The sequence below is a fragment of the Nocardia sp. NPDC127579 genome (assembly GCF_042672005.1).
Taxonomy (GTDB): domain Bacteria; phylum Actinomycetota; class Actinomycetes; order Mycobacteriales; family Mycobacteriaceae; genus Nocardia.
Genome location: NZ_JBHXVZ010000007.1, coordinates 401,924 through 414,391, shown reverse-complemented (window position 1 = coordinate 414,391; position 12,468 = coordinate 401,924). Strand labels below are relative to the sequence as shown.

The window sequence follows — 12,468 nt, the reverse complement described above, 5'->3', positions numbered from 1 at the left end:
CTCGCGCTAGGCGCGGCGCAGGGCGAAGATGCGCAGGTCGCGGGTGGTGCGGTCGCGGTAGGCCGCATAGGCGCCGGTGACCTCGACGAAGCGCGCGAAGACGGCTTCGGAGTCGGCATCGGGGACCGGAGTCGCGATGACCGGAATGCGCTCGCCGGCGATGGCGACGGTCGCGGTGGGTGTCGCCAGCAAGTTGGCGGTCCAGGCGGGATGCTTGGCCTGGCCGAAATTACTGCCGATCACGTAGAGCACCGCGCCGTCGTGTACGTAGAGCAGCGGTTGGGTGCGTGGCTGACCGGACTTGCGGCCGATGGTGGTGAGCAGGATGACCGGCGCGCCGATCGGACCGAGCACGGTGTACTTGGCGTCGGTGCGTTCCAGCACCGCGCGATCCAGCGGCGTGATGGTGCGGATGAACCAGGACCCCGGTTTGGTGGCGGCGAACCGATTCGCGGCTCGGGAAAGGACATTCGTGCGCGAACCCCACTGCCGGTCCGGGAACTGCTCAACCATTCGATGACTATATCCACCTGCGGGAATTACCCCCTTCGGTGATGACCGTCTCGCCACCGGCTGCAATTGCCCCGAATTCACTAAGCTTCAGCTCATGGTCGAAACCGTGCCGTCCACCGTCTACATCGCCTCACCCGAGGGCGACACCGGTAAGTCCACGGTGGCGCTGGGCGTGCTGCAGATGCTGTGCGCCACCACCGCCCGCGTCGGAGTGTTCCGGCCGATCACCCGCTCCACCACCGAACCCGATTACATCCTCGAGCTGCTGCTCGAGCACAGCACCGCCGACATCGACTACGAGCAGGCCGTCGGCGTCACCTACGAGCAGGTGCACGCCGACCCGGACGCCGCGATCAGTGAGATCGTCATGCGCTTCCACGATGTCGCCAAGGTGTGCGATGCCGTGGTCGTGGTCGGCACCGATTACACGGATGTGGCCAGCCCCAGCGAACTCCGGTTCAACGCGCGGATCGCGGTGAACCTGGGCGCGCCGGTGCTGCTGGTGGTCCGCGGCTCCGAGCGCAGCCCGGAGGAGGTGCGCCAGCTGGCCGAGCTGTGTGCCAGCGAGCTCGCCACCGAGCACGCACAGCTCGCCGCGATCGTGGCGAACCGCTGCGACCCCGGCCGGCTCACCGAGATCGCCACGGAGCTGGGCGGTTTCGCGGTGCCGTCCTGGACGCTGCCGGAGGTGCCGCTGCTCATCGCGCCCACCATGGCCGAACTCTGCGGCGCGATCGACGGCGAAATGTACAGCGGCGACCCGGAACTGCTACAGCGCGAGGCGCTCTCGGTCATGGTCGGCGGCATGACGGCCGAGCACATTCTGGAGCGGCTCTCCGACGGCGTCGTGGTGATCGCGCCGGGCGACCGGTCCGACGTCCTGCTCGGCTTGGTCAATGCCCATGAGGCCGAGGGCTTCCCGTCGCTGGCGGGCATCATCATGAACGGCGGCATGCGCCCGCATCCGGCGGTGGCACGGCTGATGGCGGGTCTCAAGCCGCGGCTGCCGATCCTGGCCACCGAGCTCGGCACCTACGACACGGCCAACGCCGTGCACCACACCCGCGGCCGCATGTCGGCGGGCAACCCACGCAAGGTCGACACCGCGCTGGCGCTGATGGAAGACCATGTGAACGCCGCGGAACTGTTGCAGCGCATCCAGGTTCAGCGCACCGCGGTGGTGACGCCGCAGATGTTCGAATACCAGCTGATCGAACGCGCCCGCGCCGATCGCAAGCGCATCGTGCTGCCCGAGGGCACCGACGACCGCATCCTGCGCGCCGCCGGCCGTGTCCTCCAGCGCAAGATCGCCGACCTGGTCATCCTCGGCGACGAGGCCGCTATCCGCGCCCGCGCCGCCGAACTCGGCGTCGATATCGGCGACGCGCAGGTACTCGATCCGCGCACCTCCGGCTACCTGGAGGAATTCGCGGCCGAGTACACGGTGTTGCGCGAGCACAAGGGCATGACCATCGAGCGCGCCCGCGAAACCATGACCGACATCTCCTATTTCGGCACCATGATGGTCTACAAGGGCATCGCCGACGGCATGGTCTCCGGCGCCGCGCACACCACGGCGCACACCATCCGCCCCTCCTTCGAGATCATCAAGACGGTGCCCGGCGTGTCCACGGTGTCGAGCGTGTTCCTGATGTGCCTGTCCGACCGGGTGCTCGCCTACGGCGACTGCGCGGTGGTCCCGGACCCGAGTTCGGAGCAGCTGGCCGATATCGCGGTCTCCTCGGCGCGCACCGCCGCCCAGTTCGGCATCGATCCGCGGGTCGCCATGCTGTCGTACTCCACCGGCGAATCCGGCAGCGGCGCCGATGTCGACAAAGTGCGGGTGGCGACCAAGCTGGTGCGCGACCGCGCACCGGAACTGCTGGTGGAGGGCCCGATTCAGTACGACGCCGCGATCGAGCCGACCGTCGCCGACACCAAACTGCCCGATTCCGAGGTGGCCGGGCGTGCCACGGTCTTCGTGTTCCCCGATCTCAATACCGGGAACAACACCTACAAGGCGGTGCAGCGCAGCGCGGGCGCCATCGCGATCGGGCCGGTGCTGCAAGGTCTGCGTAAACCGGTCAACGACCTGTCGCGCGGCGCCCTGGTCGCCGACATCGTCAATACCGTGGCCATCACCGCGATTCAGGTGCAGGGCCAGTGACAACCGATTCGGGAGGCGACGTGTCCGGGCGGACCAACGAACTCGTGCTGGTGCTCAACTCGGGGTCGTCCTCGATCAAATACCAGCTCCTGGACCCGGATTCGGGAGCGGTGGCCGCCTCGGGCCTGGTCGAGCGGATCGGCGAGGAGAACGGCGCCATCGAGCACCAGACCGGTGACCGGGTGGTCGAGCACGAAGGGCCGATCGCCGATCACAAGGCCGGATTGCAGCTGGTCTTCGAGATGTTCGCCGACACCGGCTACGACCTGGCCGGGATCGGCCTGCGCGCGGTGGGGCATCGGGTGGTGCACGGCGGTGAGGTCTTCTACCGGCCGACCGTGGTCACCGACGAGGTGCTCACCGCCCTGACCGAACTGTCGGTGCTGGCGCCGCTGCACAATCCGGCCAACATCACCGGTATCGAGAGCGCCCGCGAACTCCTACCCGGCGTGCCGCAGGTCGCCGTCTTCGATACCGCGTTCTTCCACGGCCTGCCCGCCGCCGCCAAGACCTACGCGATCGACGCGGAAGTCGCCGCGGCGCACGGCATTCGGCGTTACGGCTTCCACGGCACCTCGCACGAATACGTGTCCGGTCAGGTGGCGGCGCTGCTCGAGCGGGATCCGGGCGAGGTCGACCAGATCGTGTTCCACCTGGGCAACGGCGCGTCCGCGTCGGCGGTGCGCGGCGGTCGACCGATCGACACCACCATGGGGCTGACTCCGCTGGAGGGTCTGGTCATGGGCACCCGCGGCGGCGATATCGACCCGGGCATCCTGCTGCACCTGATGCGCTCGGCGGGGCTCGACGTCGACGGTGTGGACCGGCTGTTGAACCGTAATTCCGGTATCAAGGGCCTGTCGGGCGTCAACGACTTCCGGGAATTGCAGCGATTGATCGACGCCGGTGACGCCGGGGCCCAGCTCGCCTACGACGTCTACATCCATCGGCTGCGCCGCTACCTGGGCGCGTACCTGGTGGAGCTTGGACGCGTAGACGCCATCACCTTCACCGCGGGGGTGGGGGAGAACAGCCCCAAGGTGCGCGCGGACGCGCTGGCCGGGCTCGAGCGTTTCGGCATTCGGATCGATCCCGTCCGCAACAATGCGAAAGACCGTGCGGCCCGGCGTATTTCGCCGGACGATGCCGAGGTGGCGGTGCTGGTGGTCCCGACCAACGAGGAACTGGCGATCGCCCGCGCGGCCGATCAGCTGCTGTCCTGACCACGGGTTCCCAGGAGATTCCAAGGAAACCTCACGGAATCCTCATGCTTCACCCGGCAGTATGTGTGTCGGATCAGGTTCGCCCGGTACTTCCGGATCCGGACCACATCGACCGCCTCGGTTCGCCGCCTCCCTCGCCGCGCACCGATCCGCCGCCCCGGCTGCCCCCGGAAGCGGCGGCGTGTGGTCCAGACCCTGCGGTACCGACCGTGGACGGCCTGATCCGAGCCCGGCCGGAGCCTTCCCCGGCCGGGCTTTGGCTTTCCCGGAAGCCGTGTCAGAACCAGGATTTGGCGCGAATCGTATTGGCCAGATCGATCAGCGCGTAGCGGTGTCCGCGCCCGGGCGCGGAGCGGGCCAGCGTGCGCAGCCCCGCCTCGGTGCCTTCGCGCAGCTCCCGCTCGGTGAACGGTGCGCCGAACAGCGTGGCCTCGGAGGACCGCGGCCGGTTCCCGGCCCGCAGCCACGCCAGCGCGCTGCCGACCACCAGCATCCGCAATTGCACAGCGCGGCGTTCCCCCGCGGGCAGCGCCTGCACCCGGGTGGCCGCGAGGTGCAGGGTGGCCTCATCGAGTTCGGCTACCGGCGCGGCCGTGAGCAGCAGCAGCACCGCGGTCATCCGGGCGGTGGTGTAGCTGCGCGAGGTGGCCGCGACCTCGTCCAGGGCCCGCACCGCCTCCTCGACCCGGCCGGCCGTCGCCAGCTGGCGCGCCAGACCGAACGCCGCGCTCACCACCGCGCGGTCGGTGCGCCACACCGTGGCGTACATGCGCTCGGCGTAGGCCCGCCACTGCTCGGGCTCCTGCGAATCCCAATGGTGCAGTACCAGTTCCGCGGTCGCGGCCAGCGCCAGCTTGGGCGCGATCTCACCCGGCAGCCGACGCAGTACCGCATCGAAATGGCCGAACGCCTGCTCGAAGTTCTGCGCCATCAGCTCGGCGCGGCCGAGATACCAGTCGGTGCGCCATTCGTCGGCGGCCAGCTGCTCGAGCAGGTGCCGGGCGGCCGCCGCGTCGCCGAGATCGAGCCGGGCCCGGGCTTCGGACAGCGCCAGCTCGGCATCCAGGCTCGCCGGGACGGCGCCGGAGTCGGTGGCCGCGCGGTCGCGCGCCTCACGCAGCGCCTCCAGCGCCTGGTGCGGGTCGGGCTGCATGGCCACGGCCAACAGCGGCGCGGCCGGATCGGCGGGATCGATCACCGGGATCGGCAGCGCCGCGGCGACATCGCGGGCGGGCAGCAGCGGGCTGCGGCCGACACCGTCGGCGTAGGCGTCGGTCTGGCTGAGTAGCTCCTCGGTGCCGAAGCTGGCCCGCTGTGGACTGAACACTGTGGACAACTGTGGATGTTCCACCCCCGTGTCCAGCGCCAGGATCTCCCGCAGCACCCCGGCCAACTGCGCGTACATCGCGCGCGCGGACGGAAACCGGTGCGCCGGGTCGGGATCGGTGGCGCACAGCAGCAGCCGGTGGAAGAACTCGTAGCGGGCCAGCACGGGCTGGTCGGCGGGATCCGGGATGCCGTCGGCGTAGCGGCCGTGCTCCATCGGCATATTCAGGGTGAGCACGGCCAGGGTGCGGCCGACCGTATAGATATCGGACGCGACAGTGGGACCGGTCTTGGCGATCTCGGGGGCCTGGAATCCGCGGGTGCCGTACAGGTTTCCGTACGCCTCGATGGTCGCCACCGCGCCGAGGTCGATCAGTTTCACCTGATCCTCGGTGACCATGATGTTGTCCGGTTTGAGATCGTTGTAGGTGAGCCCGATCGAATGCAGGTACTCCAACGCGGGCAATACCTCGAGCACATAGGCGATCGCCTCGGCCACGGGCATGCGCGCGGGCCGCTCGTAGGAGTCCAGAATGGTGCGCAGCGAGCGCCCGCCGACGTACTCCATCACGATGTAGCCGATGGACTCCCCGTCCGGGCCCGGATGCTCGACGAAGTTGTGGATCTTGACGATGCTGGGATGGGCCACCTCGGCCAGGAACTGCCGCTCGGCCACGGCCACCGCCTGAGCCTCCGCGTCGCCCGCGTGCAGCAGGCCCTTGAGCACCACCCATCGGTCACTGACATTGCGGTCGATGGCCAGATAGATCCAGCCGAGGCCGCCGTGTGCGAGACAGCCCTGGATCTCGTACTGCCCGGAGACCATATCGCCCGGATGCAGCGACGGGCGGAAATCGTAGGGCGCCTCGCAGGTGCCGCAGACGCCGGTGGTGCCGGCCGGTCGGGCGCCGGTGGCCCGGCCGACCGGGTTGCCGCACCGCCAGCAGAACCGCTTCGCCTCGGCGACCACGGGATCGGCCAGTACGGCCGCGAGCGGGTCGGCGGGCGGTACGTCCGGAATGGGCACCAGGCCCGCCCCGAGCCGGCGCACCGACGGGCGCGAGCGCGCCGTGCGCACGCTGCGTCCCGATGTGCGATGCGCCGCACCGGAATCCGGTCTGCTGTCCGGCGGGGCGGCCATGGTGCCGGGCAATTCGGGTTCGGCCGGTTCCGGTTCGGCCGGTGGGCGCGATATCGCCTGCGTGGCATCCGAACCCAAAGGGCCATAGATCGGCTGGGTGCGTTCGTCGTCGGACCGGTCGTCGCTCATCGGCTCAGTCCTGGTAGGTCGGGGCCGGAGGGCCGGGCGACGCGCCGAGCCCGGACAGCCACTGCCCGTACAGCCGCTCCCAGGTGCCATCACCGCGGATGCGGTCCAGCGTGCCGTTGACGAAACGCACCAGATCTTCGTCGCCCTTGGGTATTCCGATCCCGTACGGCTCGACGCTGATGCTGCCGCCGACCACCTCGGTGTAGGGGTCCTGGGCGGCCAGCCCGGCCAGGATGGAGTCGTCGGTGCTGACCGCGTCCACCTGACGCTGCTGCAACACCACCAGGCAGTCCGCCCAGGTCGGCACCGCCAGGATGGTGGCCGCGGGCTGTTCGCGACGGATCCGGTCCAGCGAGGTGGTGCCACTGACCACGCACACGCGCTTGCCCGCGAGATCGGCCAGCCCGGTGATACCGGAGGTCTTCATGGTCAGCACCCGCTGATTGGCGCGCAGATACACGGTGGAGAAATCGACCTTCTGGCGGCGTTCGCAGGTGATCGTCATGGTCTTGACCACCAGGTCGACGGTGTGGTCCTGGAGCGCTCGCTCGCGGTCGGCGGAGCTGAGGCTGCGGAATTCGATGTGCTCGGCGCTGCCGAGCAGGTCCTTGGCGACCTCGCGGGCGATATCGGCGTCGAAGCCGACAATGGTGCCGCTGATCGGGTCGCGGAAGCTGAACAGATTGCTGCCGGTGTCCAGGCCGACGATCAGGCGGCCGCGGGAGCGGATCGCGTCCAGGGTGTCGCCGCGGGCGCCGTCGGGGCGCAGGCTGGCGGTGGGGTCGCCGCATTTCTGGCCGGGTTCGGGAGCGACCGGAGTATCGGTGTGCACGGGTGCGGCTTTGGCGGGCAGCGGTAGTTCGGCCTGGCTGCTGGGCCGATCGGGCGGCTCGGAGCCGGAGTCGCTGACGCAACCGCCGAGCAGCGCGGTGGCTGCGAGCAGGGCGAGTAGAGCCGGTCGGATTCTCATCGGTACTCCCGTAGTCGGGGCCAGATGCCGAGGCCGACGTACACCGCCGCCGCGATGCCGAGTGCCAGCGCGCCCGGCGCCAGGAAGTCGAGCACCCGCGCGGCCTGGGAGATGTTGCCGCGCAACGTGCTCCGGGTTTCGGTCAGACCCTGCTCCAAGGCGCGGTCCAGGGCGTCGACCTGCGCGGCGACATCGGCGGCGCCCGCGCCGGTGGCCACCACGGCGGCCCCGGTGAAGTCGCCGCGGTCCAGGGTTTCGTTCATCCGCTGATGCGCCACCTGCCAGCGACCGAGGGCCGCTCGGGCCTCGGCGACGTGGTCGGCGGCCGGCGCGTCGCCCGGGTAGCCGGCGAGCAGGTCGTTCATCCGGGCAATACCGGTGTTGTAGGTCCGGTCGTAGTCGCCGGTGGCGTCCCGGTTGACCAGTTTCAGGGTTTCGGCGGAGCGGGCCTGCTGGGCCAGGATGCGGGTTTCGGTGAGCCGGGAGGCGGGGGCGTCACCTTCGTCGCGGCCCTGGATGACGGCGGCGGCGGAGATCGATCCGGCGATCACCGTCCAGGCCAGCAGCAACGCGACCGAACCGGTGGCCAGCAGGAGCCCGGCGTTGAAGGTGCGCCGCCAGTGCCGCGCCAGCACCCGCTGCACCCAGCCGAGTATGCCCAGCGTGAGGATCAGCAGCGCGATGGCGAGCCACGGTGGCCGCACGTGGCGGCTCTGCGCGGCGTCGACCGCGTCGGATCGATGGCTCTGTAGATCTGCGGCCATCGGCAGCAGCCGGGTTTGCATCTGATGGGAGGCCTCGCTGAGGTAGGCCGCGCCGACCGGATAACCGATGCGATTGTTGGTGCGCGCGGTCTCGATCAGCCCGGTGTAGACCGGCAGCCCGGTCGCGATCCCGGTGCGCAGCCGGGTGTCGGCCGAACCGTCGGCGGCGGGCCCCGCGGCCTGACCGGACTGGATGACCAGCTCCGCCGCGGCCGCGTGCACGGCCTGCGCGTAGCGGTTGCGCACCGGCTCGGGTTCCAGGCCGCCGGAGATGAACGCGGTGGCCGCGGCGGCGTCGGCGATCGAGAGCGAGGTGTAGAGCCGGTGGGCGGAGTCGGCGTCGGGTTCGGTGTCGTCGAGCAGCACGTCCAGGGCGTGCTGGCGGTCGCTGACGGCGCCGGCGGTGACCCAGCCGGCCGACAGGCACAGCGCGATCAGTAGCAGGCCGAAGGCGATCAGCCGACCGGGGGAGGAGCGGGCGAAGGAGCGCAGATTGGCCGGGGCCAGCTGCTCGCGGACCTTGGCCACGGGGACGCCGCGAAGTTGCCCGCGCACGGACAACTGCTCGGTCCGAGCCATATTCACCTCCGGGTCCGCGCCTCGAGTGCGCCTGCGTCGCAGTTTATTGTGGGCTTACCGGTGCCGTTGATGTGAGACACCCCTGAAAACCAGTGGGCGGCGCAGGTCACCGGCGGTGGCACAAGGATGGTTGGCGATGCGTGGTGACGGAGACGGGTGGGCCAAGGACCCGAACGGGGTGCGGCACTGGGGTCGTTTCGGCGCTGCCGGGTTGCTGTTGCGTGCCCCGCTGCCGGGCGGCGGCGCGGCGGTCCTGTTGCAGCATCGCGCGCCGTGGAGCCATCAGGGTGGGACCTGGGCGTTGCCCGGCGGCGCACGCGACAGCCACGAGACCCCGGTGCACGCCGCGGTCCGCGAAGCCTGGGAGGAGGCCGGGATCGATCCGGCGGACGTGCGAGTTCGCAGTGAACGCGTGACCGCATCGGCTGCCAGCGGCTGGACCTACACCACGGTGGTCGCCGATGCCGTCATGACGCTGCCGACCAGCCGGAACCGGGAGAGCACCGCCCTGGCCTGGGTCCCCGAGGCCGAGGTGGATGCACGTCCGCTGCACCCGGGTTTCGCGCTGTCGTGGCCGGTGCTTCGGGCCGCGCCCGCCCGCCTGCTGCTCGACGATCTCGAGGACGCCGGCCAGGTGGCCGCCGCGCTGCCGCGCACGGTCGACCTGGCCGAGCTGGGCTTCTATTGGCTGCACACCGAATCCGATGGTCCCGGTACCCACGCACGGATCGTCGAGGCAGCCGATGCCGACTCGCATGCCGGGCAGTCGGCGCTCGATGTCCTCGCGCTGACCCGGGGCCAGCTGCTCACCTGAGGGCTAGGCGTTCGCCAGCAGCGCCGCTTTCAGCTCCCGCGCGGCCGCTTCCGGATCTCGCGCGTCGGTGATCGCCCGGACCACCACGATCCGATCGCCGCCGGCGGCCAGCACCTCGGGCACCCGGCTCGCGTCGATGCCGCCGATCGCGAACCAGGGCCGCATCGGATGTCCGTCTGCGGTGGACCGGATCAGATCGATGCTGGAGGGCGTGCGTCCGGGTTTGGTCGGGGTCGCCCACACCGGTCCGGTGCAGAAGTAGTCGATGTGCTCGTCGATCGCGGCCAGTCCGGCCTGTGCGCGATTGTGGGTGGAGCGTCCGATCACCACGTCGGGGCCGAGGATGCGCCGCGCGTACCAGGGCGGCAGATCGCCCTGGCCCAGGTGCAGCACGTCGGCTCCGGCGGCGAGCGCGATGTCGGCGCGATCGTTGACCGCGAACAGCGCGCCGTGCCGGCGGGCAGCGGCCTTCAGTTCGGCCAGTGCACCGAGTTCGGCCTTGGCTTCCAGCGGCCCGAATTGCTGTTCACCGGGTGAGCCTTTGTCCCGGAGCTGGATGATGTCCACCCCGCCGGCCAGCGCCGCGTCGGCGAATTTGGCCAGATCCCCTTTCTCCCGGCGGGCGTCGGTGCATAGATACAGCCGCGCGCTTGCCAGCCTTTCTCTCGGGGAAAGTGATCTTTTCTGATGGGACGGTTGCACTCCTTCGACGGTAGCCGCGCTACCGTTGGGATGCGAGATGGCGGGGGTGGAAAAGGCACAGGAGGCGGTGAACGGCATGCGCACGCTGGCTGTCGTCGGTGGCGGCGCCATCGGGCAGGGGGTGGCCTGGCAGGCCGCCGAGGCCGGCTGGTCGGTCACCCTGTTCGATCCCGCCGCTGGTTCCGGCGCCTCCTGGGTGGCAGGTGGCATGCTCGCCCCGCTGTCGGAGGGCTGGCCCGGCGAGGATCGGGTGCTGGAGTTCGGTGCGGCGGCGCTGGCCCGCTGGCCCGAGTTCGCCGCCCGGTTGCACGCCGCCACCGGCGTGGATGTCATGGTCGCCGACCAGACGCTGACCGTGGCCCTCGATGCCGCCGATGCCGCCGACCTGCGCACCATCGCCGACTGGGTGGGCGAACACGGTCACGAACTCGAGCTACTGGACCGGGCCGGGGTACGTGCGCTGGAACCCGCGCTGGCCCGCACCGTGCGCGCCGGGCTGCTGGCCGCCGCCGAACCTGCCGTCGACAACCGCCGGCTGCTGCGCGGGTTGCACGCGGCCGGTGCCGCCGCCGGGGTGCGGGTGCGTCCGGAGACCGTGGCCGACCTGGCCGCGCTGGATTTCGATCAGATCGTGCTGGCGGCGGGCGCCGCCTCGGCCCGGCTGCTGCCGGAGCTGCCGGTCCGCCCGGTCAAGGGCGAGATTTTGCGGTTGCGCCACCGCCCGGGGGCGACGCCGGTACCGCGCCGGGTGATTCGCGCGCGGGTGCACGGCAGGCCGGTGTACCTGGTGCCGCGCGGCGACGGCCTCGTGGTCGGCGCGACCCAGTACGAGGCCGGATTCGACACCACCGTGACCGTCGGCGGGGTGCGCGATCTGATCGCCGACGCCGAGACCATCCTGCCCGGCATCGCCGAATACGAACTGTCTGAGGCGAACTCCGGTTCGCGCCCCGGCACCCCGGACAATCTGCCGCTGATCGGCCGGTATTCCGACCGGATCGTGGTCGCCACCGGCCACGGCCGCAACGGCATGCTGACCACGCCGCTCACCGTCGAGGCGGTGCTCGGCGAGCTGGCCGGAACTCCGCTGCCGGACGCGCGATCCGCCGCCCCGCAGCGTTTCGCGACGCCACCCGCGTCGCTCGCATCATCCACAGGAGGTATTCGATGACCGCGCTATCGGTCCCGATCGGCGTCACCGTGAACGGGCAGGACCACGAGTTCGCGCAGGCGCTCACGGTGCGTGAGCTGTTGGGCCGGCTGGACCTGCCGTGTCAGGGCGTGGCCCTGGCGGTGGACGGCGCCGTGTTCCCGAAATCCCGCTGGGACGAGCCGGTCGGCCGTGGCTGGAACATCGAGGTGCTGACGGCGGTTCAGGGTGGCTGAGCTGGAGCCGTTGCGGATCGCCGATCGCGAGTTCGGTTCGCGCCTGATCATGGGTACCGGTGGGGCGGAGAGCCTGGCCGTGCTGGAGGAGGCGCTGCTGGCCTCGGGCACCGAGCTGACCACCGTGGCCATGCGCCGTGTGGACGCGGCGGGCGGTACCGGCGTACTGGATCTGCTGAAGCGCTTGGGCATCATGCCGCTGCCGAATACCGCGGGCTGCCGTACGGCCGCGGAGGCGGTGCTCACCGCGCGGTTGGCGCGGGAAGCGCTGGACACGAACTGGGTGAAGCTCGAGGTGGTGTTCGACGAGCGCACGCTGCTACCCGATCCGGTCGAATTGCTCGCCGCCGCCGAGCAGTTGGTGGATGACGGGTTCACTGTGCTGCCCTACACCAATGACGACCCGGTGCTGGCGCGCCGGCTGGAGGACGCCGGCTGTGTCGCGGTCATGCCACTGGGCGCGCCGATCGGCACGGGTCTGGGTGTCGGTAATCCGCACAATATCGAGATGATCGTGGCTGCCGCGGGCGTGCCGGTCATCTTGGACGCGGGGATCGGTACCGCCAGTGACGCGGCGTTGGCGATGGAGCTGGGTTGTTCGGCGGTGCTGCTGGCGACCGCGGTCACCCGCGCGCAGCTTCCCGCGCTGATGGCCGCCGCCATGGCCGATGCCGTGCGGGCGGGGTATCTCGCCCGGCGAGCGGGCCGGATTCCCAAGCGTTTCTGGGCGCAGGCGTCCTCGCCCGCGCGCTGA

At 70.4% G+C, this 12,468-nt stretch carries 11 protein-coding genes; 6 read left to right on the top strand and 5 right to left on the bottom strand.

All coding sequences use genetic code 11. The annotated features are described in order from the left end of the window. Positions 1-6: 6 nt before the first annotated feature. A complete protein-coding gene (locus ACFVMC_RS24795; RefSeq protein ID WP_379213939.1) occupies positions 7-513 on the bottom strand; it encodes a nitroreductase family deazaflavin-dependent oxidoreductase in 507 nt (168 codons plus the stop codon). A 94-nt stretch (positions 514-607) separates the two neighbouring features. Here ACFVMC_RS24795 and pta point away from each other — a divergent pair, with 94 nt between their 5' ends. After that, on the top strand, positions 608-2,680 hold the full coding sequence (gene pta / locus ACFVMC_RS24790) for a phosphate acetyltransferase (RefSeq protein ID WP_379213938.1): 2,073 nt from the start codon (positions 608-610) through the stop codon (positions 2,678-2,680). A 20-nt stretch (positions 2,681-2,700) separates the two neighbouring features. Next, entirely contained in the window at positions 2,701-3,903 is a 1,203-nt protein-coding gene (locus ACFVMC_RS24785) for an acetate kinase (protein ID WP_379214092.1), read from the top strand. 277 nt (positions 3,904-4,180) lie between these two features. Here ACFVMC_RS24785 and ACFVMC_RS24780 read toward each other — a convergent pair whose 3' ends face one another. The 3 genes from ACFVMC_RS24780 to ACFVMC_RS24770 are packed head-to-tail and all read right to left on the bottom strand — an operon-like array spanning position 4,181 to position 8,812. Continuing rightward, entirely contained in the window at positions 4,181-6,499 is a 2,319-nt protein-coding gene (locus ACFVMC_RS24780) for a serine/threonine-protein kinase PknG (protein ID WP_379213936.1), read from the bottom strand. Positions 6,500-6,503: 4 nt separating this feature from the next. Next, positions 6,504-7,469: a glutamate ABC transporter substrate-binding protein gene (locus tag ACFVMC_RS24775; protein WP_379213934.1), complete on the bottom strand. Its 966-nt coding sequence runs from the start codon at positions 7,467-7,469 to the stop codon at positions 6,504-6,506. Beyond that, positions 7,466-8,812, bottom strand: a complete 1,347-nt coding sequence (locus ACFVMC_RS24770) for a hypothetical protein (protein ID WP_379213932.1) — start codon at positions 8,810-8,812, stop codon at positions 7,466-7,468. The genes ACFVMC_RS24775 and ACFVMC_RS24770 overlap by 4 nt, the downstream gene beginning before the upstream one ends. A gap of 136 nt (positions 8,813-8,948) precedes the next feature. Between ACFVMC_RS24770 and ACFVMC_RS24765 the strand changes: the two genes are divergently transcribed. Beyond that, entirely contained in the window at positions 8,949-9,626 is a 678-nt protein-coding gene (locus tag ACFVMC_RS24765) for an NUDIX domain-containing protein (protein WP_379213930.1), read from the top strand. 3 nt (positions 9,627-9,629) lie between these two features. Here ACFVMC_RS24765 and thiE read toward each other — a convergent pair whose 3' ends face one another. Then, positions 9,630-10,328 carry a thiamine phosphate synthase gene (thiE, locus tag ACFVMC_RS24760; protein ID WP_379213928.1) on the bottom strand — a complete coding sequence of 233 codons (699 nt, stop codon included), beginning with the start codon at positions 10,326-10,328 and terminating at the stop codon, positions 9,630-9,632. A gap of 76 nt (positions 10,329-10,404) precedes the next feature. Here thiE and thiO point away from each other — a divergent pair, with 76 nt between their 5' ends. Genes thiO through ACFVMC_RS24745 form a run of 3 tightly spaced genes read left to right on the top strand, consistent with a single transcriptional unit; the run spans position 10,405 to position 12,468 of the window. Then, the gene (gene thiO, locus ACFVMC_RS24755; protein WP_379214091.1) at positions 10,405-11,499 is read left to right on the top strand and encodes a glycine oxidase ThiO; all 1,095 of its coding nucleotides are present in this window, start codon (positions 10,405-10,407) and stop codon (positions 11,497-11,499) included. Further along, positions 11,496-11,714, top strand: a complete 219-nt coding sequence (gene thiS / locus ACFVMC_RS24750; RefSeq protein ID WP_379213927.1) for a sulfur carrier protein ThiS — start codon at positions 11,496-11,498, stop codon at positions 11,712-11,714. The genes thiO and thiS overlap by 4 nt, the downstream gene beginning before the upstream one ends. Position 11,715: 1 nt before the next feature. After that, entirely contained in the window at positions 11,716-12,468 is a 753-nt protein-coding gene (locus tag ACFVMC_RS24745; protein ID WP_379214089.1) for a thiazole synthase, read from the top strand.

What these genes read in the sequence shown, in the direction of transcription:
- ACFVMC_RS24795 (WP_379213939.1), bottom strand. Translation starts at nt 513, where the DNA reads ATGGTTGAGCAGTTCCCGGACCGGCAGTGGGGTTCGCGCACGAATGTC.
- pta (WP_379213938.1), top strand. Translation starts at nt 608, where the DNA reads ATGGTCGAAACCGTGCCGTCCACCGTCTACATCGCCTCACCCGAGGGC.
- ACFVMC_RS24780 (WP_379213936.1), bottom strand. Translation starts at nt 6,499, where the DNA reads ATGAGCGACGACCGGTCCGACGACGAACGCACCCAGCCGATCTATGGC.
- ACFVMC_RS24775 (WP_379213934.1), bottom strand. Translation starts at nt 7,469, where the DNA reads ATGAGAATCCGACCGGCTCTACTCGCCCTGCTCGCAGCCACCGCGCTG.
- ACFVMC_RS24770 (WP_379213932.1), bottom strand. Translation starts at nt 8,812, where the DNA reads ATGGCTCGGACCGAGCAGTTGTCCGTGCGCGGGCAACTTCGCGGCGTC.
- ACFVMC_RS24765 (WP_379213930.1), top strand. Translation starts at nt 8,949, where the DNA reads ATGCGTGGTGACGGAGACGGGTGGGCCAAGGACCCGAACGGGGTGCGG.
- thiO (WP_379214091.1), top strand. Translation starts at nt 10,405, where the DNA reads ATGCGCACGCTGGCTGTCGTCGGTGGCGGCGCCATCGGGCAGGGGGTG.
- thiS (WP_379213927.1), top strand. Translation starts at nt 11,496, where the DNA reads ATGACCGCGCTATCGGTCCCGATCGGCGTCACCGTGAACGGGCAGGAC.